Origin of the sequence: Cedecea neteri NBRC 105707 = ATCC 33855 (assembly GCF_001571265.1) — a bacterium.
Lineage (GTDB): Bacteria > Pseudomonadota > Gammaproteobacteria > Enterobacterales > Enterobacteriaceae > Cedecea > Cedecea neteri.
The window spans coordinates 51,117-77,246 of the sequence record NZ_BCTL01000018.1; the positions used below are offsets into that span (position 1 = coordinate 51,117).

The window sequence follows — 26,130 nt, forward strand, 5'->3', positions numbered from 1 at the left end:
CAGCAGCGCCAGGCATGACGAGATAGTTAAACACGACTGATAAATAATCGGGGCACCCTTCGGGTAAAGTTATGCAAAAATCCGTTTTAATTACAGGCTGCTCCAGCGGGATTGGCTTAGCCAGCGCGCAGGAGTTACAGAAGCTTGGCTACAACATTCTCGCCGCCTGCCGTAAACCGGCAGACGTAGAGCGCATGAATCAGCTCGGTTTTACCGGCGTTCAGCTCGATCTTGATGACCCGGAAAGCGTCAAATGTGCCGCCGCCGAAGTGATTGAAATTACCGGCAATCGCCTTTACGGACTGTTTAATAACGGCGGTTACGGCGTGTATGGCCCGCTGAACGCCATTTCCCGCGAACAGCTTGAACAGCAGTTTTCCACCAACTTCTTCGGCACGCACCAGCTCACCATGCTGCTGCTGCCCGCCATGCAGCCTCACCACGAAGGCCGCATCGTGATGACCAGCTCGGTAATGGGGCTGATTTCCACGCCGGGGCGCGGGGCCTATGCCGCCAGTAAATATGCGCTGGAAGCCTGGTCGGACGCGCTGCGCATGGAGCTTCGCCACAGCGGGATTAAAGTCAGCCTGATTGAGCCGGGGCCGATCCGCACCCGTTTTACCGATAACGTCAATCAAACCCAGAGCGACAAGCCGGTAGAAAACCCAGGCATTGCCGCAAGGTTTACCCTCGGCCCGGAGGCGGTAGTGGCGAAAGTACGCCATGCTTTTGAAAGCCCAAGGCCAAAACTGCGCTACCCGGTGACCGTGGTAACCCACGTGATTACCGTGCTGCGCCGCCTGTTGCCGGCGTGCGCAATGGACAAAATTTTACGGAGCTGAGTTGAAGTCCCGGCCTCAGCCCCCATGTAAAAAACAAATGCTTAACAGAGAATCGCCCATGTCCGCAGAAAACATTATCAACATTACCGAAGCGAACCTGCACCAGACGCTGGAACAGTCCGTGGCTAAACCCGTGCTGTTTTACTTCTGGTCTGCCCGCAGCCAGCACTGCGAGCAGCTCACGCCGGTACTGGACAAGCTCGCAGCCCAATACAACGGCCAGTTTATTCTCGCCAAAGTTGACTGTGACGCCGAGCAGATGGTGGCTTCGCAGTTTGGTCTGCGCTCCATTCCTACCGTATACCTTTTCCAGAATGGCCAGCCGGTAGACGGCTTCCAGGGGCCGCAGCCGGAAGAAGCGATTCGCGCCCTGCTCGACAAAGTGCTTCCGCGTGAAGAAGAGCTGAAAGCCCAGCAGGCAGTGGAACTGATGCAGGAAGGCAAACACGCCGAAGCGCTGCCGCTGCTGAAAGACGCGTGGCAGCTGTCCAACCAGAACAGCGAAATCGGCCTACTGCTGGCGGAAGTGCAGATTGCCCTGAACCGCAGCGAAGACGCTGAAGCGGTGCTGAAAACCATTCCTTTGCAGGATCAGGACACGCGCTACCAGGCTCTGATTTCCCAGATTGAACTGCTGAAACAGGCCGCCGACACGCCGGAAATTCAGCAACTGCAGCAGCAGGTTCAAAACGAGCCGGACAACGCCCAGCTCGCCAGCCAGCTTGCCTTGCAGCTTCATCAGGTTGGCCGGAACGAGGAAGCGCTGGAGCTGCTTTATACCCACCTGAAAAAAGACCTGGGCGCAGCAGACGGCCAGGCGCGTAAAATGATGATGGAAATTCTGGCCGCGCTGGGCACCGGCGACGCGCTGGCATCCAAATATCGCCGTCAGATTTACGCTTTGATGTATTAAGACTTCTGCGTAAAAAAACAAAGGCCGGTAATTCCGGCCTTTTGCTTATCTGTAAACACGGATCCCGCCGTCCACGCCATTCGGGCTGAACAGCACCTGCCAGAGCTGAATGTTCCGCGCACGGAATGCCCCCGCACAAGCGTTCAAATAGTAGGTAAACATCCGTTTAAAACGCTCGTCATAATTGCGCGAAATATTAGGCCAGCAGCGAAGGAAGTTATCGTGCCAGGCCATCAGCGTTCTGTCGTAATCCGCGCCAATATTGTGCCAGTCTTCCATAATAAAATGTTTTTCGCTGGCGCTGGCAATATGGCGCACTGAGGGCAAACAGCCGTTGGGGAAAATATACTTATTGATCCAGGGGTCGACGTTTAAATCCGTTTCATTCGAACCGATGGTGTGCAGCAGAAACAGGCCGTCGTCTTTAATGTTGCGGGCGGCAACCTCAAAATAGGTGTTGTAGTTTTTCGGCCCGACGTGCTCGAACATGCCCACGGAAACAATCCGATCAAATTTGCTGTTGAGGTCGCGGTAGTCCTGCAGCAGGATCTCGACGTCCAGGCCCCGGCAGCGATCCTGCGCCATTTTTTGCTGCTCCGCCGATATCGTTACACCGACCACCGACACGCCGTATTCCTGTGCCGCATACTGCGCCAGACCGCCCCAGCCGCAGCCGATATCCAGCAGCCTCATACCTGGTTTAAGCTGCAATTTTTCGCAGATCATATGCAGCTTGTTACGCTGAGCCTCTTCCAGATTGCCCGCCTCTTTCCAGTAGCCACAGGAATATTGCATATACGGATCGAGCATCGCGGCAAACAGATCGTTGCCGATATCGTAGTGTTCTTTGCCGACTATCCAGGCGCGCTTACGGGACTGCAAATTAAAGACTCTGGCCCCGGCAATACGCAGCAGATCGGAGAAATGCTTCGGCATTTTGCTGTCCAGGCCGTGGCGCAAAATCTGGGTAAACAAAATATCCAGCCGGTCGCAGTCCCACCAGCCGTCCATATAGCTTTCACCCAGGCCGAGAGAACCTTCCTGTAATATTCGCTTGAAGAAGTCTGGATTATTCACCCGAATATCTGCCGGGCCGTTGCCGTCAATATCAATCGCCATAGGTGAAATTAATTCTTCCACGATTTTCTGCCAGTGGCTGTTATTGGTCTGATGCTGCTCAGCTATTATTGTCCCCATTGCTTCCTCACCGGGATAAGTGCTCTTGCCAAATACCGCCCGCCCGATAGCGCGAGCCGCCGAAGCATCTGATATTACGCCTGCGCACACCATGCGTGAAATGAACTTACCCTATGAAAATCATTCCATTTAGGAATAATAAAATAATAAGCAGCAATTAATTCTCAACGGGCGCAGGACTGTTGCTGAATGTTTCAGGTTAAGCAGTTAGACTGAATGCAAAACAAACAGGAGGTTTTTTTAATGCTTATCGTGATCCCCGTATTAATTCTCGTGGCGCTGGTGGTTGTAGCGGCCGGGGTAAAAATCGTGCCTCAGGGCTTTCAATGGACAGTCGAACGCTTTGGCCGCTATACCAACACCCTGATGCCGGGCCTGAATCTTGTGGTGCCGTTTATGGATCGCGTGGGCCGCAAAATCAACATGATGGAACAGGTGCTCGACATCCCTTCTCAGGAAGTCATTTCCAAAGACAACGCCAACGTCGCCATTGACGCCGTGTGCTTTATTCAGGTGGTTGACGCCCCGCGTGCCGCCTATGAAGTCAGCAACCTTGAGCTGGCTATCATTAACCTGACGATGACCAACATCCGTACCGTGCTCGGTTCGATGGAGCTGGATGAAATGCTGTCCCAGCGCGACAACATCAACACCCGCCTGCTGCACATCGTGGATGAAGCCACCAACCCGTGGGGCATTAAAATCACCCGTATCGAAATCCGCGACGTGCGCCCGCCGGCCGAGCTGATTGATGCCATGAACGCCCAGATGAAAGCCGAGCGTACCAAGCGCGCCTACATTCTTGAGGCCGAAGGGATCCGCCAGGCGGAAATCGTCAAAGCCGAAGGTGAGAAACAGTCGAAAATTCTGAAAGCCGAAGGGGAACGCCAGTCAGCCTTCCTTGAAGCCGAAGCCCGCGAACGTAGCGCCGAAGCGGAAGCCCGCGCCACGCAGATGGTGTCCGAAGCTATCGCCAAAGGGGATATTCAGGCGGTGAACTACTTCGTCGCCCAGAAATACACCGACGCGCTGCAGCAAATCGGCTCGGCCAATAACAGCAAAGTGGTGCTGATGCCGCTGGATGCCTCCAGCCTGATGGGCTCTATCGCCGGGATCAGCGAACTTATCGCCCAGAGCGGCAACGAGCGTAAAAAATGATCGACAGTATTCTCGCGCACCCACACGTCTTCTGGCTTGCGCTAGGCGGACTGCTGCTGGCGGCGGAGATGCTCGGCGCCAGCGGCTATTTGCTTTGGAGCGGCGTGGCGGCGGTCATCACCGGCCTGCTGGTCTGGCTGCTGCCGCTCGGCTGGGAAACGCAGGGCGTCTGTTTTGCCCTGCTGACGCTGGTCGCCGCCTTTCTCTGGTGGCGCTGGCTGTCCAGCCGCAAGCAGCAAATTCCGGGTGAAGTGCTCAACCAACGTGGTCAGCAGCTGGTTGGCCGCCGTTTTCGTCTGGAAACAGCCTTGGTGAACGGCCGGGGACATGTTCGCGTGGCCGACAGCAGCTGGCCGGTAACCGCCGATGAAGATTTACCGGCGGGCTGTGAGGTTGTGGTGCAGGCCGTGGAAGGCATTACGCTAAAAATTAAAGCGGTTTAGTTTATCTCGTGGCGGTGGCAGCAGCCGGAAAGGTTGTCGATGATCGGGCAGTCGGCGCTTTCATCGCCCGGGCAGGCTTCTGCCAGCGTCAGCAAATGCTGGCGCATATTCTGCAGCTCAATAATATGCCTTTCGATATCCGCGACCTTCTGTAAGGTGCGCGCTTTTACGTCCGCGCTGTGCCGGGCCGGATCGTTAAACAGGCTCACCAGCTCTTTGCACTCTTCCAGATTAAACCCGACCTGACGGGCCTGACGCAGCAGCGTCAGCTCATCGAGGTGCTTTTGCGTATAGCTCCGGTAGCCGTTGTCGGCGCGAAAAGGCGGCGTGACCAGCCCTTTCTCTTCGTAAAAACGAATCGCCTTGCTGGTTAGCCCGGTTTTTTTCGCCACATCGCTAATATTCATTTTTGCTCCTTGACCTTCCCCTTGATGGAAGGTTTAACCTCTTTCATAGTTAACCGAATCATCCTTTCGGTCAATATTTCACCTCACCATCATACAGGAGTCTTGCGATGTCACACATTGTGGATCTGAATCTGGATGGCCTGACCTGCGGCCATTGTGTTAAACGCGTGAAAGAAAGCCTCGAGCAGCGTGCAGACGTTGAGCAGGCTGAAGTCACCCAAACCCACGCCCGCGTCACCGGTAGCGCTGCACCGGAAGCGTTAGTGGAAACCGTCAAGCAGGCGGGATACGGCGCAGAAGTCGCCAGCCACCCAAAGGCTGAACCGCTGGCAGAGTCATCAACTCCGTCGGAAGCACTGACAGCGGTCGCCCCTTCGCTTCCGGCAGCGTCTACCGACGATGACAGCCAGCAGCTGTTGATCAACGGTATGAGCTGCGCCAGCTGCGTCTCCCGGGTGCAAAATGCCTTACAGAATGTCCCGGGCGTCAGCCAGGCACGGGTTAACCTTGCGGAGCGCAGTGCGCTGATAATGGGCACCGCCTCCGCAGAATCGCTGGTCAAAGCCGTGGAAAACGCAGGCTATGGTGCCGAAGCGATTGAAGACGACCAGAAACGCCGTGAACGTCAGCAGGAAACGGCGAACGCCGCCATGAAGCGCTTCCGCTGGCAGGCGATTGTCGCCCTTGCCGTCGGGATCCCGGTGATGGTCTGGGGCATGATCGGCGACAACATGATGGTCACCGAGAGCAACCGCTCTCTGTGGCTGACCATCGGCATTATCACCCTCGCGGTGATGGTCTTTGCCGGCGGCCATTTTTACCGTAGCGCCTGGCGCAGCCTGATGAACCGCGCGGCCACTATGGATACGCTCGTCGCCCTCGGCACCGGCGCGGCCTGGCTCTACTCCATTACCGTCAATATCTGGCCGCAGCACTTCCCGATGGAAGCCCGCCACCTCTACTACGAGGCCAGCGCGATGATCATCGGCCTGATAAATCTCGGCCATATGCTTGAGCAGCGTGCACGTCAGCGATCCTCCAAAGCCCTTGAACGCCTGCTGGACTTAACGCCGCCGACCGCACGAGTAGTGACGGATGAAGGCGAAAAAACCTTACCGCTGGCGGAAGTCACCGCCGGAATGACGCTGCGTCTGACCACCGGCGACCGCGTGCCGGTTGACGGGGAAATCACCCAGGGTGAAGCCTGGTTCGACGAAGCAATGCTGACCGGCGAACCGGTCCCGATGCAAAAATCAAGCGGCGACGGTATTCATGCCGGCACCGTGGTGCAGGACGGCAGCGTGCGGTTCAAGGCCACCGCAACCGGCAGCCACACTACGCTGTCCCGCATTATCCGCATGGTTCGCCAGGCGCAGAGCAGCAAGCCGGAAATCGGCCAGCTTGCCGATAAAATTTCTGCCGTATTCGTGCCTGTGGTGGTGGCCATCGCGCTGATTAGCGCCGCTATTTGGTACTTTGTCGGCCCGGTGCCGCAAATCGTTTACACCCTGGTTATTGCCACCACGGTGCTGATTATCGCCTGCCCTTGCGCCCTGGGCCTTGCGACGCCGATGTCGATTATTTCAGGCGTGGGCCGTGCCGCCGAGTTTGGCGTTCTGGTTCGCGATGCCGATGCCCTGCAGCGCGCCAGCACGCTGGATACCGTGGTCTTTGATAAAACGGGCACGCTGACCGAAGGCAAACCGCAGGTGGTTGCTGTAGAAACTCGCTCCGGCGTGGATGAAGTACAGGCCATACGCCTTGCGGCCGCGCTTGAGCAGGGTTCAAGTCATCCGCTGGCTCGCGCCATTATTGAAAAAGCAGGCAGTTCGACGCTGCCGGAAGTCACCTCGTTCCGCACTCTACGCGGACTGGGCGTTAGCGGTGAAGTTGACGGGCATAAACTACTGCTGGGCAACAAAGCGCTGCTTGATGAACAGGGAGTGGATACACAGCCGCTTGTCGACAGCATTGATACGCAGGCGCGCTCAGGCGCCACGCCGGTTCTGCTGGCGGTAGACGGCCAGCTTATGGCGCTGTTAGCCATACGCGATCCGCTTCGCAGCGACAGCGTAAGCGCGCTGCAGCGCCTGCATCGCAACGGCTATCGTTTAGTGATGCTCACCGGCGATAACGCCGTGACCGCCAACGCTATCGCCAAAGAAGTTGGCATTGACGAGGTGATTGCGGGCGTGCTGCCGGACGGCAAAGCTGACGCCATCAAACAGCTGCAGCAGCAGGGCCGCCAGGTGGCGATGGTGGGCGACGGCATTAACGATGCTCCGGCGCTGGCTCAAGCAGAAGTGGGGATTGCGATGGGCGGCGGCAGCGACGTCGCGATTGAAACCGCAGCCATTACCCTGATGCGTCACAGCCTGGTGGGCGTTGCTGACGCGCTGGCCATTTCTAAAGCCACGCTGCGGAACATGAAGCAAAACCTGATGGGAGCCTTCGTGTACAACTCGCTTGGCATTCCGATTGCCGCTGGCGTGCTATACCCGCTGACCGGCACGCTGCTTAACCCGGTGGTTGCCGGAGCCGCGATGGCGCTCTCTTCCATCACCGTGGTCAGCAACGCCAACCGCCTGCTGCGCTTTAAACCGAAAGACTAACCTCTCTGCGGCCTGCCGTTCTCCTTTTGAGCGGAAGGCCGACTTTTTACTTTCCCCTTCCAGCCCAGGACGTTAGCATGGCTTTTTAGCCAGGGAATCGCGATATGGGTTTGTTCCAACGTCTTAGCTCACTGTTTTCCAGCCTGACAGCCTCCACTTATCCCTGGCCTGCCCTTGATATCACCCTTCCCGGCAAGCGCTATCTGCATCTCGTGGGCAGCATTCATATGGGCACGCGCGACATGGCTCCGCTTTCCTCGCGGCTGGTGAAAAAGCTGCGTGAGGCAGATGCCCTGATTGTAGAAGCGGATATCCGCACTGGTGATTCGCCGTTCAGTGAAATCTCGGAGGACATCGAGCTTGAAGCGCGTATGGCACCGGACGATTACCAGCAGGTGCTGAGCCTTTGCGGCGAACTGGGTATCTCGCTAAGCAGCATTGAGCACCAGCCCGCCTGGCAGGTGGCGCTGATTTTACAGGCGCACCAGGCGCAGCGGCTTGGCCTTCGCCCCGATTACGGTATTGACTATCAGCTGCTGGAAGCCGCGCAGCGCTATAACGTGCCGGTTACCGAGCTTGAAGGCTCGCAAAGCCAGATAGATCTGCTGAAGGGGTTGCCTGAGGGGGGGATGCCGCTGCTGAACGACACGCTGGAGCACTGGCACACCAATGCACGCCTGCTGCAAATTATGATCGGCTGGTGGCTGGAAACGCCGCCGCAGCAGGGCAACATTGCGCTCCCGAACACCTTTGGCGATGCGCTTTATGACGTATTAATGCACCAGCGAAACCGCCAGTGGCAGGCGTTTCTACAGCAGCTGCCCGCCGGGCGCTACGTGGTTGCGGTTGGCGCGCTGCACCTTTACGGCGAAGGTAACCTGCCGGAAATGCTGAAAAAAGGGTAAAAAAATGGCCAATATTTCTATTGGCCCGTCAAAGAGGAATTTCATTTATTATTCTGTTTATCCCGGCTGCCGAAGCAACCGAAGCTGAATTGTCGCTCAATGTGATGGTTTACGCCATCACTATTGTGTAGCGCTATATTACTCGTCAAGTATATCACTACGATTACTATTTTGTGCGTTTTCAAAACAACGAATAAAGAAGGAAACCATGACTCCCGCGGTAAAACTCCTCGAAAAGAACAAAATCAGCTTTCAAATTCATGCCTATGAGCACGATCCGCTGGAAACCAACTTTGGCGACGAAGTGGTTCGCAAGCTGGGGCTGAACGCCGACCAGGTGTATAAAACGCTGCTGGTGGCGCTGAATGGCGACATGAAACACCTGGCCGTGGCGGTGACGCCGGTTGCCGGGCAGCTTGACCTGAAAAAGGTCGCGAAGGCGCTGGGCGTGAAGAAGGTTGAAATGGCGGACCCGATGGTCGCGCAGCGGATCACCGGCTATCTGGTCGGGGGCATCAGCCCTCTCGGGCAGAAAAAGCGCTTACCGACGGTGATTGATGCTCCGGCACAAGAGTTTGCCAGCATCTACATTTCCGGCGGCAAGCGCGGGCTGGATATCGAACTCGCGGCAAACGACCTGGCGAAGCTGCTGGATGCCAGCTTCGCCGATATCGCCCGCCGCGATTAGCGCTTAGTTCCAGCTTACCTCGCCCTTAGGTTGGTAAGCATTTACGTCCAGCGGGGAGTTCTGTTCGATGTACTGTTTCAGGACTTCCGCATCGACAAAACCGGTGTTGACATAACCCGGCTTTTTATCGATTTCCGGGTAACCGTCGCCGCCGGTGCCGTTGAAGCTCAGCGTCGCCATGCGGTAGGTTTTGGCCGGGTCAATCGGCTGGTCTTTGATTTTCAGGTTGCTCAGCTTACCGCCGGTTGAGGTGAAGCTGACGTTAGAGAACTGCGGATAGGCGCCAGAGTCCGGCGTTTTCTGCGCCACCGCCGTCAGGTATTCCTCAACGTCTTTGCCATTCATGTCGATATAAACCACGGTGTTGCCGAACGGCTGCACCTTGAGCACGTCTTTATAGGTAATGTTCCCGGCTTCGATGGAATCACGCACGCCGCCGCCGCTCATCACCGCAAAGTCCGAGTTGGTTCGCGCCATTTGTGCCGCCAGCAGTACGCGCGCCAGGTTAGTCTGCACAAAGCGGACTTTACTGCGATCCCCTTCCAGATGCCCGTTCACGCTGCCTACTTTCACCTTCAGCGCGGCCTGGCCTTTGTTCTGGAACGGCGTCAGCAGGGAAAGCATCTGCTGGTTTTCAGCGATTTCAGGCGTGTAGAGTACGCGCTCACTTTGCCCGTTGTCGTAGGTGATTTTCTTTTTCAGGTTGATAGGGATCAGCTGATAGTGCACCAGCTTCATCTCGCCGTTGCGGAACTCAAAATCTGCCCGCCCGACGTATTTCCCCCACTCATGCGCCTGCACAATCCAGGTGCCGTTTTGTCTGTCCGGCGCGCACGGCGTACCCGGTACATAATCCTTCTGCTTCTGGTTTTCCTGCGCCATGCAGACCGGATCCTGTGAGTGACCACCCACAATCATCGTCAGCGCCCCGGCTGGCAGGCTTCTGGCCATTTCGACATCGCCCGGTGCATTCGAGCCGTGGTTGCCATTATCGTAATGGCCCATATGGGTTGCGGCGATGATCACGTCAGGTTTTTCAGTGCCCTGCAGTTCCTGAATCACCAGTTTGGCTTCCTCCGCAGGCTTGCGGAATTCGATGTCGGTGAAGTATTCCGGGTTACCGATTTTTGCCGTGTCGTCGGTGGTCAGGCCGATAACCGCCACCTTGATGCCCTGAGGTTTAAAAATCGCGTAGGGCTTAAACAGGCGCTCGCCGGTGCTTTTCTGGTAAATGTTGGCGGAGAGCAGCGGGAACTTCGCCCATTTTTCCTGCTGGCGCAGGACGGAGAGCGGGTTGTCGAATTCGTGGTTGCCGACGGCCATCGCGTCATAGCCAATCAGGCTCATGCCACGGAAGTCCGGCTCGGCATCCTGAAGGTCTGATTCCGGCACGCCGGTGTTGATATCACCGCCCGACAGCAGCAGCACGCTGCCGCCCTCGGCCGCAACCTCTTTACGCACGCTGTCTACCAGCGTTTTTTGCGCCGCCAGGCCGTACTCCGAGTACTCGTTGCGCCAGAAGTGGCCATGATGATCGTTGGTATGAAGAATCGTAATTTTGTAGGTCTTGTCTTTTTCCCAGGCCAGCGCTGAAGCGCTGGTTAAACTCAATGCCACCAGCAGCGCCGTGGTTATTGTTTTAGTAGCAAAACGCATTGCCCATCTCCATGTCAAAATGTAACTGCGCAGAAATACCAGATAGCGGCCAGGATAGACAACTAACTTTTCCGAAATGCGACTTTCTTCAAATCCCCCGCACGAGTATGTTAGCAGGGTAAGAATTTCTTCCGGGCGATTTCCTGCGTCGCCCGCTCTAAAAACAATAACCGTTCGTACAGGTAATTATGGCAAGCTCTCAAACCCTCACGCAGCCGGGCACGCCCCCGGAGCAAAAAAAAGCGCGCACCGCATTTGGGATCCTCGGCGCTATAAGCCTTTCCCATCTGCTTAATGACATGATTCAGTCGCTGATTCTGGCTATCTATCCGCTGCTACAGGCCGAGTTCTCCCTGAGCTTTATGCAAATCGGGATGATAACTCTGACCTTCCAGCTCTCTTCATCGCTGCTGCAGCCGCTGGTGGGCTACTACACCGACAAATACCCGATGCCATGGTCGCTGCCGATTGGCATGTGCTTTACCCTTTGCGGCCTGGTGCTGCTGGCGCTGGCGGGCAGCTTCCCGGCGGTTCTGGTAGCAGCGGCATTGGTCGGCACCGGCTCGTCGGTATTCCACCCTGAGTCCTCGCGCGTGGCGCGTATGGCGTCCGGTGGCCGGCACGGGCTGGCGCAGTCACTGTTCCAGGTGGGCGGCAACTTCGGCAGCTCTCTGGGGCCATTGCTGGCGGCAGTCATTATCGCGCCTTACGGCAAAGGTAACGTGGCGTGGTTCGTGCTGGCAGCCCTGTTGGCGATTGTGGTCCTGCTGCAAATCAGCCGCTGGTATTCCGCTCAGCACAAAATTGCGAAAAGCCGCCCTGCCGTGCCGGTGGTCAACCCGCTGCCGCGCAACAAAGTTATCCTGGCGGTCTCTGTTTTGCTGCTGCTGATCTTCTCTAAATACTTCTATATGGCGAGCATCAGCAGCTACTTCACTTTCTACCTGATGCAAAAATTCGGATTATCGGTACAAAACGCCCAGATCCACCTGTTCGCCTTCCTGTTTGCCGTCGCGGCGGGGACGGTTATCGGCGGGCCATTAGGGGATAAAATTGGTAGAAAATACGTGATTTGGGGCTCAATCCTCGGCGTCGCGCCATTTACCCTTGTTTTACCCTACGCGTCGCTTTACTGGACGGGCGTGCTGACGGTAATCATTGGCTTCATTTTGGCCTCCGCTTTCTCGGCCATCCTGGTGTACGCTCAGGAGCTGCTTCCTGGCCGTATCGGCATGGTTTCCGGGCTCTTTTTCGGATTTGCCTTTGGGATGGGTGGCCTGGGTGCCGCAGTGCTTGGGCTTATTGCCGACCATACCAGTATCGAATTGGTCTACAAAATATGTGCCTTCCTGCCGCTCCTCGGTATTATGACAATATTCCTCCCCGATAATCGCCACAAAGCGTAGATTTTAGCGGCCAAAGTATTGCTTTGGCCGCGTCCCATTGCCATACCCTTCTGGTAACTGCCCCACATAACTGAGTTAAATGCTACTCAGAGCCTTTTTTTTATCGAAATGCGCCTTTTATTCAAAATTCAACAATTATTCATAAACGCCGATAAGGAAATTGTCATAAACTGTGTAACAGAACGTTTTGGAACATCGGCCAACCAAAGGAGACGGAATGCATCACGCCACACCGCTTATCACCACCATTGTTGGTGGTCTCGTGCTCGCTTTTTTACTCGGTATGCTGGCTAACAAGCTGCGCATATCTCCGCTGGTGGGCTATTTATTAGCTGGCGTGCTGGCGGGACCTTTTACTCCAGGTTTTGTTGCTGATACCAAACTTGCCCCTGAACTGGCGGAATTAGGCGTGATTCTGCTGATGTTCGGCGTTGGGCTGCATTTTTCATTGAAGGATTTGATGGCGGTAAAGGCCATCGCCATCCCCGGTGCGATCGCGCAGATTGGCGTCGCGACGCTGCTGGGCATGGCGCTTTCCTGGCTGATGGGCTGGTCATTGATGACCGGCATCGTCTTCGGGCTATGTTTGTCGACGGCAAGTACCGTCGTGCTGCTACGTGCGCTTGAAGAGAGGCAGTTAATCGATACCCAGCGAGGGCAGATTGCCATTGGCTGGCTGATTGTTGAAGACCTGGTGATGGTGCTGACGCTGGTGCTGCTGCCTGCGGTAGCCGGAATGCTGGAAAAAGGCGACGTTGGCCTGGCTTCCCTGAGCCTGGATATGGCTATTACCATCGGCAAGGTCGCGGCGTTTATCGCCCTGATGATGCTGGTAGGCCGTCGCCTTGTGCCGTGGATTCTGGCACGCAGTGCCGCCACCGGCTCCCGCGAACTGTTTACCCTTTCGGTCCTCGCGCTGGCGCTCGGCATCGCCTTTGGTGCGGTGGAGCTGTTTGACGTTTCCTTTGCGCTGGGTGCCTTCTTTGCCGGTATGGTGCTGAATGAGTCCGAGCTTAGCCACCGTGCGGCGCACGACACGCTGCCGCTGCGCGACGCCTTTGCGGTGCTGTTCTTTGTCTCCGTCGGGATGTTGTTTGACCCGCTGATTCTGATTCAGGAGCCGCTGGCGGTGCTGGGCACGCTGGCTATTATCATCTTCGGTAAATCACTGGCGGCGTTCCTGCTGGTGCGCATGTTTGGCCACTCCCAGCGTACCGCGTTGACCATCGCCACCAGCCTCGCGCAAATTGGTGAGTTTGCCTTTATCCTGGCGGGCCTCGGCATGGCGCTGAACCTGCTGCCGCAGACCGGGCAAAACCTGGTGCTGGCGGGCGCAATCCTGTCGATTATGCTGAACCCGATTCTGTTCGCCATTCTTGAGCGCTACCTTGAAAAAACCGAAACGCTGGACGAACAGACGCTGGAAGAGGCTATCGAAGAAGAGAAGCAAATCCCGGTGGATATCTGCAACCATGCGCTGCTGGTCGGCTATGGCCGCGTCGGCAGCCTGCTGGGCGAGAAGCTGCTGGCCGAAGGCGTGCCGCTGGTGGTGATTGAAACCTCCCGCAGCCGCGTGGATGAGCTACGCGAGCGTGGTATCCGGGCCGTGCTGGGCAATGCCGCCAACGAAGAGATCATGAATCTGGCGCACCTGGACTGCGCGCGCTGGCTGCTGCTGACTATCCCTAACGGCTACGAGGCGGGTGAAATCGTCGCGACGGCCAGAGCAAAATGCCCGGATATCGAGATCATCGCCCGCGCGCATTACGACGACGAAGTGGATTACATCACCGAGCGTGGCGCTAATCAGGTTGTGATGGGAGAAAGGGAGATTGCCAACACCATGCTGGGGCTGCTGGTGCCGCCGGTCACGCAAGAAGCGGTGACGGGTTAATTGTTTTTTGGGCAGGTCTGGCACCTGCCCGCTTCAAAAAAACAGAGCCTTCCTCAGGCTCTGCTCTTCAGCTTAACGTTCCCAGTAAGACTCTTCGAGGCTGTCTTCCCGCTCGGGCAGGCCGCGCGTCAGGCGTGGAGAATGCTGATTCAGCACCTGATAGCTAACGCGGTTGGCGTATTTGCACACCTGAGCCAGCGAGGAATAGGTCAGCCAGGTCAGCTTGTGCTTGCTGGAGTTCGGCACGTTGCTGCGGTGATAGTTGTTCGCGGTAATATCGTGCAGCAGCGCCGCAAGCGCGCCGTCACCCGCCCCGTTGGTGTTCATTATCTTCTCCGGGCCGCCCATGTAAGGGGCGATATGGGAGTAGATACGCCGCGGTTCAGCACAGTCTTTCAGGCGCATCGCGCGGCTAAATTCGTACTGGTTAAATTCGGCGATAGCCCCCGGCAACAGAGGATGTTGGGTATTACGCTTCGCGGTTTCTTCGGTGTAGCCCGCCATATAAAGCCCGACCGGCCCGGCGGTGCACAGTACCAGGTCAACCCAGTCCAGCGCCTTGTCGGCGGCCAGCAACGGATCGCTTTCGCCGGTTAGCGCCTCACCCTCTTCTTCGTTCATCGCCAGGATAGAAACGTGTTCGCTCAGGAAGGCCTGCCACCAGGCCGGATTCTCGGCAATCACGTATTTGGTGCCCAGGGTCAGTACCACCGGCACGTTGTGTTTCTTCGCCCAGGCAATCGCCTGCATAGTGGCGTCCGGCATCGGCTCGCCCGGCTTGCAGCGCACCAGGTAAGAGGTCAGCACCAGCGCGGACGCCCCGGCAATCACCTCTTCAGGAATGCTTTCAGCGCGCAGCTGGTTCATGTGGCCAGGGCTGATGGCGAACGTACGCTCACCCTGGTCGCCAATCAGCGTAAAGCAGCGGCCAATCGCGCCGTCTACGCCCTGCAGGTAGTTAAGATCGGTCCGGCTGGAGGTATTGCAGAGGTAGCGGTAAGCGTAGCTGCCGATCTCGACGTTACGGCACATCACGCCGAGCAGCACCGAACGGTCATCGGCCAGCACCGAGTAGTTGTGCATGGTATTGCCGATGGTGCCCCCGGCAAACTGGTGGGTAATCAGGTTGTTGTCGACCAGTTCTTTGTAGAGCGCGTCGGCCACATCATCCTCAATCACCAGGGAATGACCGAAGCTCAGCCCGTAGCGCTGTACAAATTCGTCGTCCACTTTGGCTTCAATGTCGACCAGCGTTTGATCGATGCCGACCACCCAGGAAGAACCACTTTCGGCTTCAGGCTGAGTTTGCTGCAGGAGCGGATCGCGGGCGTTGACGGGGAAGTAGTGTTTGGATTTGCGTTTACCGGGAAATTTCATGGTGTCGTTACGGGGCTGAATAATAAGGCGGAGAATAGTAACATTCCCCGCCTCAGGATTCTATTTAGCGATACCGCTCCACCAGATTGACCATCATGGCGATATGGGCCGGATCGTCATTCAGCGCTGGGATGTACTCGTATTTCGTCCCGCCCGCTTCGATAAACACTTCCCGGTTCTGCACCGCCATCTCTTCGAGGGTTTCCAGGCAGTCGGCGGAGAAGCCAGGACACATCACCTGAATGTGCTTCACGCCCTTTTCGGCCAGCATTTTCAGCGTTTCGTCGGTGTACGGCATCAGCCACGGTTCACGGCCAAAGCGTGACTGGTAGGTCATCATCACTTTTTCGGGCGGCAGCTCAAGGGCGCTCAGCAGCTCACGGGTCGTGTCGCGACAGCGCTGCGGGTAATCATCGCCTTCGTTGGCATAGCGCTGCGGAATGCCGTGATAGGAAAGCAGCAGCACGTCCGGCTCGCCGTGTTCGGCAAAAGAGCGTTTAACCGAGGCCGCGAGCGCGTTGATGTACGCGGTGTCGGTCGCATAGTCACGAATCAGGGAGATAGAAGGCAGGCTGCGATAATCGGCGAAGATCCGCCCCAATTCGTCCCATACCGCCGCGACGGTGGAGCAGGAAAACTGAGGGTAAAGCGGCAGCACCACAATGTGCGTGACGTTCTGCGCCAGCAGCTCCTCTACAGCGCTTTTCAGCGACGGTTCGCCGTAGCTCATCCCCAGCGCAACCGGCGTGTCCGGCAACTGCTGCGCCAGCGCTTTCTCCTGCCGACGGCTGTAAACCATCAGCGGCGAGCCCTCTTCCATCCAGATGGACTGGTAGAGTTTAGCGACGCGCGGCGAACGCAGCGGCAGAATGACGCCGCGCAGCAAAGGCCACCACAGCAGGCGAGGCGTATCCACCACGCGCTTATCGCTCAGAAACTGACGCAGATAGCGGTTGACCGCCGCCGGAGTCGGGGCGCTCGGCGTGCCAAGGTTAGCCAGTAAGATGCCAATTTTTTCCTGATTCATTCCCACCCCTTATCTATAAATTGCCGTCAATTGTAACGTAAAAGAGCGAAACGAGAACCGATTACAGCAAAAGGGGAAAATGAGGACAAAAAAATACCAGGGCATGCCCTGGTATTGATTGTCGCAGTGGGAAATTATCCGAGGATTTTTTCCAGCTCTGCGCGAACGTCAGCCACGGCTTGGGTGCCGTCAACTTTAGCGTATTGGGTGTTACCCGCCTGCGCTTCTTTAGAGTAGTAGCCGATCAGCGGCGCGGTCATCTGATGATATTCCACCAGGCGTTTACGCACGGTTTCTTCCTGATCGTCTTTACGGGTGGTCAGCTCTTCGCCGGTCACATCGTCTTTGCCTTCAACCTTAGGTGGGTTGAATTTGATGTGGTAAACGCGGCCGGAAGCAGCGTGTACGCGACGGCCTACGATACGATCAACGATCAGTTCGTCCGGAACGTCGAACTCCAGCACGAAGTCAACTTTGATGCCCGCTTCTTTCATGGCGTCAGCCTGCGGGATAGTGCGTGGGAAACCGTCCAGCAGGAAACCGTTACGGCAGTCTTCCTGCGCAATGCGTTCTTTAACCAGGGCGATAACCAGCTCATCGGTCACCAGCTTGCCAGCATCCATGATGTCTTTGGCCTGTTTACCCAGTTCTGAACCAGATTTGACCGCGGCACGCAGCATATCACCGGTGGAGATTTGCGGAATACCGTATTTCTCCATGATGAACTGAGCCTGAGTCCCTTTACCTGCGCCCGGCGCGCCGAGCAGAATGATACGCATTGCGTAATTCCCCATACGTTTAATTATTCAATCGAATTTGAGGCCAAAACCATACCACTAAAGGCGGTATCATCACAAGGAAGGGAGGCACTCAGGCTGAGGCTCCGAGCCTGGATTCCGCCAGGATCTCGCCCCATTTTTTGCTGCGGCCGAAGCCAGAATCGGTTCAGCCAAACAGTGTTTTTATTTGTAGAGCAGCTTATTTATCCCTTATATCACCAGGGATAAATTAGGTCTTCGTCTGCTGATTTGTGACTCGTCATGCTTACTGAAAAAGGTGCGCTATATAGATTACGTTTATATACAGCAATTATAATGGCGCCCAACACTCCTGCCGATTCTGTATGGCGTCAGGCTGTTAATCAGGAGATCTATTTTGCTAAGAGGAAGAGCGCCCGCCATGAATAAGACTTTACTCCCCCTCATCTGTTGTTTGCTGCTCAGCGGATGCACATCGCAGTGGGTAAAAACTCGCAGTAACGCGCAGGAATACACCAGCGCACGTGCTGCCTGTGAAACCCAAGCCCAGCAGGCTTTTCCGGTGAGGAACGAGGTTGCACAGCGGACTAAGTACACCACTTACTATGAAGCCTGTACAAAAAAAGATGATTGCGACGGCGAGAAAACTCGGGCGGTAAAAAAACCTGAAATAGAAAGCTATGTGATGGATGTGAATAGTGAAAGCCGCGACAGGTTATTTAATCAGTGCATGGAACTTAAAGGCTGGGAAAGCAAAATAAAGTGGCTGTCATAGCTGAAATTCAATATCAGACACTCACATGACGGCAGTGAAATAACCTTACTTTTATATCATTTATTTTTAAGGTGATTGCCACGCCCCAAATTTAAGCGAAAAAAACCACCTGCCGATGCAGGTGGTTTTTGTCAGTCTCTCAACCCGACTTAAGAAACCAGCAGCTGGTTCATACGGCGGATGAACTGGTTAGGATCTTCCAGCTGACCGCGCTCGGCTAACAGCGCCTGGTCCAGCAGCAGTTCAACCCACTCGCCGAACTGCGCGTCATCCTGCGTATCCGCAGCGCGTTTCACCAGCGCATGCTCCGGGTTAAGCTCGAAGATGTACTTCACGTCCGGCACTTCCTGGCCCGCAGCGGCAAACAGTTTCGCCATCTGGGTGCTCATGTCGTTGCTGTCGGTGGTCACGATCGCCGGCGTATCGGTCAGGCGGTGAGTCAGGCGCACTTCCTTCACGCGCTCGCCCAGCAGGGTTTTCACGCGGTCCACGAACGGCTCCAGGGCTTTCTCAGCTTCTTTCGCTTCTTCGGTCTCTTCGTCCGTCAGCTTATCCAGCGATTCGTCGGTTTTGCTCACAGACTGGAACGCTTTACCGTCGAACTCGGTCAGGTAGCTCATCATCCACTCGTCGATGCGGTCGGAAAGCAGCAGAACCTCGATGCCTTTCTTACGCAGCAGTTCCAGATGCGGGCTGCTCTTCGCCGCCGCGTAGCTGTCTGCGGTAATGTAGTAGATCTTCTCCTGGCCTTCTTTCATGCGGGAGACGTACTCTTCCAGCGACACGGTCTGGGCTGAAGAATCCGTGTGCGTGGTCGCGAAGCGCAGCAGCTTAGCGATCGCTTCCTGGTTCGCGTTATCTTCCGCCGGGCCTTCTTTCAGCACGAGGCCGAAGTTTTTCCAGAAGGTTTGGTACTTCTCGGCGTCATCTTTCGCCAGCTTATCCAGCATCTGCAGCACGCGTTTGGTCAGCGCGCTACGCAGGTTCTGGGTCACGCGGCTGTCCTGCAGAATTTCACGGGAAACGTTCAGCGGCAGATCGTTAGAATCTATCAGGCCGCGAACAAAGCGCAGGTAGTTCGGCATGAACTGCTCGGCATCGTCCATGATAAACACGCGCTGTACGTAGAGCTTCAGCCCGTGTTTATGGTCGCGGTTCCACATGTCCCACGGTGCCTGGGAAGGGATATACAGCAGGCTGGTGTATTCCTGCTTACCTTCCACACGGTTATGACTCCAGGAAATAGGGTCGGTAAAGTCATGGGCGATATGCTTGTAGAACTCTTTGTATTCGTCTTCGCTGACTTCAGACTTGCTGCGAGTCCACAGCGCCTGAGCTTTGTTGATTTTTTCCCAGCTAATAACGGTTTCACCGTCTTTTTCTTCTTGCTGTTCAATCTCAACCGGCAAAGCGATATGGTCAGAATATTTGCTGATGATGGAGCGAACGCGCCAGTCGTCCAGGAACTCATCTTCGCCTTCGCGCAGGTGCAGCGTGATTTCGGTACCGCGATCGGCTTTCTCGATGTCGGCCACGGTGTATTCACCCGCGCCTTCAGATTCCCAGAACACGCCCTGCTCCGCGCTGGCACCGGCGGCGCGTGTGCGAACGGTGACTTTGTCAGCCACGATAAACGCAGAGTAGAAGCCAACGCCAAACTGACCAATCAGTTGGCTGTCTTTCGCCTGATCGGAGCCCATGGACTCGAGGAAAGCTTTGGTGCCGGATTTAGCAATGGTACCCAGATGATCAATGACTTCATCGCGGGTCATACCAATGCCGTTATCGGCGATGGTCAGGGTGCGATTCTCTTTGTCAAAAGAGACGCGAACGCGCAGCTCACCGTCGCCTTCATAAAGGCTGGCGTTCGACAGCGCGCGGAAGCGCAGCTTGTCTGCCGCATCAGAGGCGTTGGAGATCAGCTCACGCAGGAAGATTTCTTTGTTTGAATACAGAGAGTGGATCATCAGGTGCAGAAGCTGTTTTACCTCTGACTGAAAACCGCGGGTCTCTTGTCCTTTCATGGTCATTGATACCTCAACAAAATCATACGGGATGAAGAAAACGTTGAGGGGGATATGGTAGCGATTTGTGCCTTTTCAAGCAGGAGGAGGCAAAAACCTCCTCCGAACGGCTAAAAATTAATCTTGTGGCGGCCAACCAGCGAGTGCGACAGCGTGGTGCCGTCCACCATTTCAAGCTCGCCGCCTACCGGCACACCGTGCGCGATACGGCTGGCTTCAACGCCGTACTGGGCGCATAGCTCGGCAATGTAGTTGGCGGTCGCCTCACCTTCCACCGTCGGGTTGGTGGCGAGAATGACCTCTTTCATCGGCTCGCTGGCAAGGCGATGCTCAAGGCGATCCAGGCCGATGTCGTTCGGGCCAATGCCGTCCAGCGGAGAAAGGTGTCCCATCAGCACAAAATAACGGCCGGAGAACTGCCCGGTTTGCTCGATAGCGTGAATATCCGCCGGGCTTTCGACCACGCAAATCTGGCCATTTTCCTGGCGACGCGGGTTAGAGCAAATGGAGCAAACTTCCTGCTCGGTGAAGGTACGGCAATCCGCACAGTGGCCAATCTCGGACATCGCGCGGGTCAGCGCCTGAGCCAGACGCATACCGCCGCTGCGGTCGCGCTGCAGCAGGGCAAACGCCATACGCTGGGCAGATTTCGGGCCAACGCCGGGCAGGCAGCGCAGGGATTCCATAAGGGCTGAGAGTAAAGGACTGGTTTGCATCGCTCGGGCTTGTGAGAAAAAGTGGGCTATAGCCTAACATTAGCCTTGCGGATGGGTATAGGAAAAGATATCCCCCGCACGAAGGCTCGCCGGGGGGATAAAGTTTACGCGATGTCTTTGCCGAAACGGCCCTGGTTAAAATCATCGATGGCCTGATGAATTTCCTCTTTGGTGTTCATCACAAACGGACCGTAACCCACAACCGGCTCATTCAGAGGTTCACCGCTGAGCAGCAGAACCACCGCGTCATTGTTGGCTTCAAGGGTCACGCTATCGCCTTTGGCATCCAGCACCACCAGCTGCGCCTCGCGAGCCACCTCTTCACCGTTGACCAGCACCGTGCCTTTCAGCACCACCAGCGCCGTGTTCCAGCCGTCTTTCACCGCCAGCCGAGTCACGCCCTGCGGGTTAAGGCGTAAATCCCAGATACTGATTGGCGAGAAGGTGCGAGCCGGGCCTTTGGTCCCTTCAAACTCGCCGGCAATCACGCGAGCCTTACCGGCATTGTCCGGCAAATCGACCACCGGAATATCGCCGTCGGTAATCGGCTGATAGCCAGGCGCGGTCATTTTGTCTTTTGCAGGCAGGTTAACCCACAGCTGCACCATTTCCAGGCTGCCGCCCGCTTCGCTAAACGCCGGAGAATGATATTCCTCATGCAGGATCCCGCTCCCTGCGGTCATCCACTGCACGTCTCCCGGACCAATTACGCCGCCGTTACCGGCGTTATCGCGGTGCGCTACTTCGCCTTTGTAGACGATAGTCACGGTTTCAAAGCCGCGATGCGGATGCTGATCCACGCCGCGCTGGCCTTTATTGCTCGGCTTAAATTCCGCCGGGCCCGCGTAGTCCAGCAGCAGGAACGGGCTAAGTTGCTCGGCAAATTTAGAGTACGAAAACAGCGAACGAACCGGGAAACCATCGCCCACCCAGTGGGAAGCCGGTGCGGTGTAAACGCCAAGAATTGATTTCATGATTCTCTCCACAAGGGTTGTTTCTGATGGGATAAAGCTTACCTGTCAGACGCTCAGCCCGGTAGAGTGCTAAAGTAGACTCAGTGTTCCATGAACAGGACAATAGAAATGCAGGACCTCAACGATCTGTGGTATTTCGTGCAGGTGGTCGACAACGGCGGTTTCTCCCCCGCCAGCCGGGCGATCGGCATTCCAAAATCACGCCTGAGCCGCCGCATTGCGCTGCTTGAAGACCGGCTTGAAACCCGCCTGTTACAGCGCTCGACCCGCAGCTTCACCGTCACCGAGGCCGGGCAAATCTTCTATCGCCACTGCAAGGCGATGATGATCGAAGCTGAAGCGGCGCAGGAGGCCATCGACACGTTAAAATCAGAGCCGCGAGGGCTGATTCGCCTCACCTGCCCGATTGCGCTTTTGCATGTCCACATCGGCGATATGCTGGCGCGTTTTATGAGCCTCTATCCGCAGATAGTAATTCAGCTCGAGGAAACCAACCGCCGCGTGGACGTGTTGAACGAAAACGTTGATTTAGCGATTCGCGTGCGGCCTTTGCCGCTGGAAGACAGCGAGCTGGTGATGCGCAAGCTGGCAACGCGCAGCATGTGCCTGGTGGCCAGCCCGGAGCTGGTAGCCCGTCAGGGTATGCCTGCCGCACCAACGGATCTGGCCCACTGGCCAAGCCTGGCGCTGGACAGGCCGCAGCAAACTTATCGCTGGTGTCTGTTTGGCCCGGAGCAGCAGGAGGTGATTGTTCACCACAGGCCCCGTTTTGTTACCACAGATATGATCGCGCTGCGCACCGCCGCGCTTAATGGCATTGGCGTCGTGCAGCTCCCGAAGCTGATGCTTAACGATGCGCTGGCGCGGGGCAAGCTGGTTCACGTGTTGCCTGAATGGCGAGCAAGAATGGAGATCGTGCATGTGGTCTTCCCTTCCCGGCGAGGGCAGTTACCGGCGGTACGGGCGTTGATTGATTTTCTGGCGGAGAGCTATCAGGCGCTGGATGAAGAGTAGATCAAACAGCCTTCTCCCTGGCGGGAGAAGACTGGAAAACATCAGAATGGCATTTTGAAGCCCGGTGGCAATTGCATGCCGTTGGAAACCCCAGCCATTTTTTCTTTCTGCGCTTCACCAATGCGGCGAGCGGCATCGTTGAAGGCTGCGGCAACCAGGTCTTCAACCATCTCTTTGTCATCTTCCATCAGGCTTGGGTCGATTTCGACACGGCGGCAGTTGTGCGCCCCGTTGATGGTCACTTTTACCAGGCCCGCGCCGGACTCGCCGGTGACTTCCATGTTGGCGATTTCTTCCTGAGCCTGGGCCATTTTTTCCTGCATCTGCTGGGCCTGCTTCATCAGGTTACCCAGACCGCCTTTTCCAAACATAATCTTCTCTCTTTCATCGGGCCAGCCCTCGCAGAATGCGACAGTGGCTATCAGGGTTTCACACTATGCCGCGCAAAACGAGGCATATCAAACAGGGCGAATACTATCTTCATCCAGCTCTGCATCAAAGAATCTTTGCAGAGTCTGAATATTGCTGTCGTTGCTCATCGCCTCGCGTGCCTGCGCCAGCTTCTCTTCATAGATAGCCTGACGCCATTCCAGCGGGGTGCGGCGAGCCAAATTCTCATCTTCAATAATAGTCAGTTCTATCGCTTCGCCATGGTGCGAACTCATGGCATCTGACAGCGTTTTTTGCGCCGATGGCGAATTCAGGTGACGCTGGCCAGGGCGCAAATGCAGGCAAACCCGGTTGCCGTCCGCCTCTTTCCAGGCGTTAAGCGCCAGCTGTTGCACCAGTTTTGGCAGCACCAGTTGATTGATTTCCGCCGCCCATTCGTCGCGCTCAATAGCCTCTTCGGCCAGCTTCTGCGCCAGCTCCGGCGTTTTTTCATGCTCAAGCGCTTTTTTCAGCGCCTTGGGCGTAGCGACCGGCTCAGGGGCGACTTCCGTCGGATTTTGTGCCTTCCAGCGATAGGCTTCTGGCTTCGCCGGTTTTTCCAGCGCCGCTGGCGCAGGGCGCGCCTGAACGCGTTCGGTTACCGAGGCCAAACGTTCCAGCGCGGTGCTTTTTGCCGGCCGCGCTAGTCGTTGCGCTGCCGGCTCATTCTTTTTTGCTTTATCAGCCTCCTGCTGGCGCATCAGTTGGCTGCGCGCCTGAAGGATCTGGCTGGTGGCATCCGGCAGCGGAGGGGCTTCCCTGTCCGGTGGCGGAGCCGTCTGCTGCTGCCTTGCTGTCGGCTGATGCGAAGCCGGGTTAATCACCGGAATGCTTGCCGCCTGGCGGGGCACTTCCGGCTCGGGCAGCGGTTTGCGCGGATGGAAGGCCAGCGCACGCAGCAGCGTCATTTCTACCCCCATCCGGCGATCCGGCGCCCACGGCAGCTCTTTGCGGCCAATCAGCAGCGTCTGGTAGTAAAGCTGGACGTCGGCGGGCGGAACAACGCGCGCCAGCTCACGCATACGCTGTTCGATGGCCGCCATATCGCTGCCAAGGGCAGCCGGAGAAAGCTGAACCATCGCCACGCGGTGCAGCAACGCGGACATTTCCACCAGCAGCGCTTCCCACTCGACGCCACGCGCGGCTGCGTCATTCAGCAATGCCATTACGCGCTGCCCGTCAGCCTGGACGACAGCTTCAATCAGCGACAGCGCCTGGTCATCATCAAGCGTGCCGAGCATGGTGCTAACGGCCGCAGTGGTGACCTGCCCGTCGCCGCTGGCAATCGCCTGGTCGGTGAGGCTGAGCGCATCTCGCAGGCTGCCGTCCGCCGCGCGGGCTAACAGCTGCAGTGCACGGGGCTCACTAACGACTTTCTCTTCACCAAGAATATGCTCCAGCTGATGGCGGATCTGTTCAACGTCCAGCGCTTTCAGGTGGAACTGCAGACAACGGGAAAGAATCGTTACCGGCAGCTTTTGCGGATCGGTGGTGGCCAGCAGGAATTTTACGTGCGGAGGCGGCTCTTCCAGCGTCTTAAGCAGCGCGTTAAAGCTGTGGCGCGAGAGCATGTGCACTTCATCGATAAGGTAGACCTTAAAGCGGCCACGCGCGGGGGCGTACTGCACGTTGTCCAGCAGATCGCGGGTGTCTTCTACTTTGGTGCGCGAGGCGGCGTCTATCTCAATCAGGTCGACAAAGCGGCCCTGTTCTATTTCGCGGCAGTTATCGCAGACGCCACAAGGGGTTGCGGTAATGCCGGTTTCACAATTCAGCCCTTTCGCCAGCAGGCGAGCGATTGAGGTTTTCCCCACCCCACGGGTGCCGGAAAAAAGGTACGCGTGGTGGATGCGGCCCAGCGACAAACCATTAGCCAGCGCGGTCAGTACGTGTTGCTGGCCGACAACATCAGCAAAAGTTTGGGGGCGCCATTTGCGGGCTAAGACCTGGTAGCTCATCTGGAGTTAGGCTCTGGTTCGCGGGAAAGGTGAATCGAGGGGGTAATGCTAACATAAGCCCCGCCCGATGGGCGAGGCCTGTGATATCTGACTGTATATTGGCGCTTTAAAAGCATTCTCTTCGCCTCAAAAAAGCAAAGGATATGAACTTTTGACTTGCCCAAACGCCTAAAAACCACGTTTTTTGGCGTTTGTCGCTAAACTAAAGCCCCGCCCGATGGGCGAGCGAGGCTTGTCATTCTATGGGAATACAGACGATATTAGTGACCCGGGAAAGGCACCAGGCAGAAGCTTTTCACGCCCATCTTTTCCAGGCGCTGCTCGCCGCCGAGGTCAAACAGGTTGATAACGAAAGCAGCGTCGGTCACTTCACCGCCGAGACGACGAATCAGTTTCACCGTCGCTTCAATGGTGCCGCCGGTTGCCAGCAGATCGTCCACCACCAGCACTTTATCGCCCGGTTTGATGGCATCTACGTGGATTTCAAGGCTGTCGGTGCCGTATTCCAGCTCGTAGCTTTCGGCGATGGTTTCACGCGGCAGCTTACGAGGCTTGCGCACAGGAATGAACCCAACGCCCAGTTCCAACGCAACCGGAGCACCAAACAGGAAGCCTCGCGCTTCGGTGCCCACCACTTTGGTGATACCAGCGTCTTTAAAACGAGAAACTAACAGCGCAATGCTGGTGGCATATGCTTTCGGATCTTCCAGCAAGCTGGTCACGTCACGGAACAGAATTCCTGGTTTTGGGTAATCAGGAACGCTTTTAATGCTGTTTTTGAGATATTCAAGCTGCTGCGCAGTCGCGGTCATCGGTTTATGCCTGCTAAAAACATGATACTAAACAGAGTACCTGTGGGTTCAAATGTGAACCACTGGTTAACGGTTAACCAGCCGTACCCGTTCTCGAAAACGCTCGAATTTACTGGCTGGGCGCGACAATTGCAACAGCTTCTGC

Annotated in this window: 23 protein-coding genes and 1 other annotated feature; of the genes, 11 read left to right on the plus strand and 12 right to left on the minus strand. The window is 56.4% G+C overall.

All coding sequences use genetic code 11. The features are described from left to right. Nucleotides 1-71: 71 nt before the first annotated feature. Complete coding sequence (locus CNE01S_RS08830) at nucleotides 72-842, plus strand: SDR family oxidoreductase (RefSeq protein ID WP_061275263.1); 771 nt, start codon at nucleotides 72-74, stop codon at nucleotides 840-842. 58 nt (nucleotides 843-900) lie between these two features. Next, the gene (locus tag CNE01S_RS08835; RefSeq protein ID WP_061275265.1) at nucleotides 901-1,755 is read left to right on the plus strand and encodes a co-chaperone YbbN; all 855 of its coding nucleotides are present in this window, start codon (nucleotides 901-903) and stop codon (nucleotides 1,753-1,755) included. Nucleotides 1,756-1,800: 45 nt separating this feature from the next. Here CNE01S_RS08835 and cfa read toward each other — a convergent pair whose 3' ends face one another. Continuing rightward, a complete protein-coding gene (gene cfa / locus CNE01S_RS08840; protein WP_061275267.1) occupies nucleotides 1,801-2,952 on the minus strand; it encodes a cyclopropane fatty acyl phospholipid synthase in 1,152 nt (383 codons plus the stop codon). 243 nt (nucleotides 2,953-3,195) lie between these two features. On the opposite strand from cfa, the gene CNE01S_RS08845 reads away from it, so the two are divergent. Together CNE01S_RS08845 and CNE01S_RS08850 are read left to right on the plus strand one after the other, a co-directional pair. After that, nucleotides 3,196-4,110 carry an SPFH domain-containing protein gene (locus CNE01S_RS08845; protein WP_061275269.1) on the plus strand — a complete coding sequence of 305 codons (915 nt, stop codon included), beginning with the start codon at nucleotides 3,196-3,198 and terminating at the stop codon, nucleotides 4,108-4,110. Next, nucleotides 4,107-4,553, plus strand: a complete 447-nt coding sequence (locus CNE01S_RS08850) for an NfeD family protein (protein ID WP_061275271.1) — start codon at nucleotides 4,107-4,109, stop codon at nucleotides 4,551-4,553. Before CNE01S_RS08845 ends, CNE01S_RS08850 begins: the two co-directional genes overlap by 4 nt. Here CNE01S_RS08850 and cueR read toward each other — a convergent pair. Next, nucleotides 4,550-4,960: a Cu(I)-responsive transcriptional regulator gene (cueR, locus tag CNE01S_RS08855; protein WP_038480251.1), complete on the minus strand. Its 411-nt coding sequence runs from the start codon at nucleotides 4,958-4,960 to the stop codon at nucleotides 4,550-4,552. The two genes, CNE01S_RS08850 and cueR, sit on opposite strands and share 4 nt — an antisense overlap. Nucleotides 4,961-5,067: 107 nt before the next feature. Between cueR and copA the strand changes: the two genes are divergently transcribed. The 3 genes from copA to ybaK all read left to right on the plus strand — a co-directional run bounded on the left by copA (nucleotide 5,068) and on the right by ybaK (nucleotide 9,165). Beyond that, the gene (gene copA / locus CNE01S_RS08860) at nucleotides 5,068-7,572 is read left to right on the plus strand and encodes a copper-exporting P-type ATPase CopA (protein WP_061275273.1); all 2,505 of its coding nucleotides are present in this window, start codon (nucleotides 5,068-5,070) and stop codon (nucleotides 7,570-7,572) included. 104 nt (nucleotides 7,573-7,676) lie between these two features. Further along, a complete protein-coding gene (locus CNE01S_RS08865; RefSeq protein WP_061275275.1) occupies nucleotides 7,677-8,477 on the plus strand; it encodes a TraB/GumN family protein in 801 nt (266 codons plus the stop codon). A 208-nt stretch (nucleotides 8,478-8,685) separates the two neighbouring features. After that, a complete protein-coding gene (gene ybaK, locus CNE01S_RS08870) occupies nucleotides 8,686-9,165 on the plus strand; it encodes a Cys-tRNA(Pro)/Cys-tRNA(Cys) deacylase YbaK (protein ID WP_038480242.1) in 480 nt (159 codons plus the stop codon). Between the two features lie 3 nt (nucleotides 9,166-9,168). On the opposite strand, the gene ushA is transcribed toward ybaK, so the two are convergent. Further along, nucleotides 9,169-10,821: a bifunctional UDP-sugar hydrolase/5'-nucleotidase UshA gene (gene ushA / locus CNE01S_RS08875; RefSeq protein ID WP_061275277.1), complete on the minus strand. Its 1,653-nt coding sequence runs from the start codon at nucleotides 10,819-10,821 to the stop codon at nucleotides 9,169-9,171. Nucleotides 10,822-11,009: 188 nt separating this feature from the next. Between ushA and CNE01S_RS08880 the strand changes: the two genes are divergently transcribed. Together CNE01S_RS08880 and ybaL are read left to right on the plus strand one after the other, a co-directional pair. Further along, nucleotides 11,010-12,227, plus strand: coding sequence for an MFS transporter (locus tag CNE01S_RS08880; protein WP_038480236.1), 1,218 nt, complete (start codon nucleotides 11,010-11,012; stop codon nucleotides 12,225-12,227). 217 nt (nucleotides 12,228-12,444) lie between these two features. After that, entirely contained in the window at nucleotides 12,445-14,121 is a 1,677-nt protein-coding gene (gene ybaL / locus CNE01S_RS08885) for a YbaL family putative K(+) efflux transporter (protein ID WP_061275279.1), read from the plus strand. A 72-nt stretch (nucleotides 14,122-14,193) separates the two neighbouring features. Here ybaL and CNE01S_RS08890 read toward each other — a convergent pair whose 3' ends face one another. The 3 genes from CNE01S_RS08890 to adk all read right to left on the minus strand — a co-directional run bounded on the left by CNE01S_RS08890 (nucleotide 14,194) and on the right by adk (nucleotide 17,304). After that, entirely contained in the window at nucleotides 14,194-15,498 is a 1,305-nt protein-coding gene (locus CNE01S_RS08890) for an inosine/guanosine kinase (RefSeq protein WP_061275281.1), read from the minus strand. A gap of 64 nt (nucleotides 15,499-15,562) precedes the next feature. After that, nucleotides 15,563-16,525, minus strand: a complete 963-nt coding sequence (hemH, locus tag CNE01S_RS08895) for a ferrochelatase (RefSeq protein WP_061275283.1) — start codon at nucleotides 16,523-16,525, stop codon at nucleotides 15,563-15,565. A 134-nt stretch (nucleotides 16,526-16,659) separates the two neighbouring features. Then, on the minus strand, nucleotides 16,660-17,304 hold the full coding sequence (adk, locus tag CNE01S_RS08900) for an adenylate kinase (protein ID WP_008460251.1): 645 nt from the start codon (nucleotides 17,302-17,304) through the stop codon (nucleotides 16,660-16,662). Between the two features lie 400 nt (nucleotides 17,305-17,704). Here adk and CNE01S_RS08905 point away from each other — a divergent pair, with 400 nt between their 5' ends. Next, nucleotides 17,705-18,058 carry a hypothetical protein gene (locus tag CNE01S_RS08905; protein ID WP_061275285.1) on the plus strand — a complete coding sequence of 118 codons (354 nt, stop codon included), beginning with the start codon at nucleotides 17,705-17,707 and terminating at the stop codon, nucleotides 18,056-18,058. A gap of 149 nt (nucleotides 18,059-18,207) precedes the next feature. On the opposite strand, the gene htpG is transcribed toward CNE01S_RS08905, so the two are convergent. From htpG to CNE01S_RS08920, 3 genes are all read right to left on the minus strand, one after another. Continuing rightward, nucleotides 18,208-20,082, minus strand: coding sequence for a molecular chaperone HtpG (gene htpG / locus CNE01S_RS08910; protein WP_061275341.1), 1,875 nt, complete (start codon nucleotides 20,080-20,082; stop codon nucleotides 18,208-18,210). Nucleotides 20,083-20,192: 110 nt separating this feature from the next. After that, the gene (gene recR / locus CNE01S_RS08915) at nucleotides 20,193-20,798 is read right to left on the minus strand and encodes a recombination mediator RecR (RefSeq protein WP_038480219.1); all 606 of its coding nucleotides are present in this window, start codon (nucleotides 20,796-20,798) and stop codon (nucleotides 20,193-20,195) included. 104 nt (nucleotides 20,799-20,902) lie between these two features. After that, nucleotides 20,903-21,772 (minus strand): pirin family protein, encoded by an 870-nt coding sequence (locus CNE01S_RS08920; RefSeq protein WP_061275287.1) that lies wholly within the window; start codon nucleotides 21,770-21,772, stop codon nucleotides 20,903-20,905. Between the two features lie 108 nt (nucleotides 21,773-21,880). Between CNE01S_RS08920 and CNE01S_RS08925 the strand changes: the two genes are divergently transcribed. Next, the gene (locus CNE01S_RS08925; protein ID WP_061275289.1) at nucleotides 21,881-22,786 is read left to right on the plus strand and encodes a LysR family transcriptional regulator; all 906 of its coding nucleotides are present in this window, start codon (nucleotides 21,881-21,883) and stop codon (nucleotides 22,784-22,786) included. 41 nt (nucleotides 22,787-22,827) lie between these two features. Here the strand turns inward: CNE01S_RS08925 and CNE01S_RS08930 are convergent, their stop codons facing one another. The 3 genes from CNE01S_RS08930 to apt all read right to left on the minus strand — a co-directional run bounded on the left by CNE01S_RS08930 (nucleotide 22,828) and on the right by apt (nucleotide 25,985). Continuing rightward, nucleotides 22,828-23,157, minus strand: coding sequence for a YbaB/EbfC family nucleoid-associated protein (locus CNE01S_RS08930; protein ID WP_008460260.1), 330 nt, complete (start codon nucleotides 23,155-23,157; stop codon nucleotides 22,828-22,830). A gap of 87 nt (nucleotides 23,158-23,244) precedes the next feature. After that, complete coding sequence (gene dnaX, locus CNE01S_RS08935; RefSeq protein ID WP_061275291.1) at nucleotides 23,245-25,173, minus strand: DNA polymerase III subunit gamma/tau; 1,929 nt, start codon at nucleotides 25,171-25,173, stop codon at nucleotides 23,245-23,247. Beyond that, nucleotides 23,845-23,909: a sequence feature (DnaX frameshifting element), on the minus strand. Its footprint overlaps the gene before it by 65 nt. A gap of 260 nt (nucleotides 25,174-25,433) precedes the next feature. Next, nucleotides 25,434-25,985 carry an adenine phosphoribosyltransferase gene (gene apt / locus CNE01S_RS08940; RefSeq protein WP_061275293.1) on the minus strand — a complete coding sequence of 184 codons (552 nt, stop codon included), beginning with the start codon at nucleotides 25,983-25,985 and terminating at the stop codon, nucleotides 25,434-25,436. Between the last annotated feature and the right edge of the window lie 145 nt (nucleotides 25,986-26,130).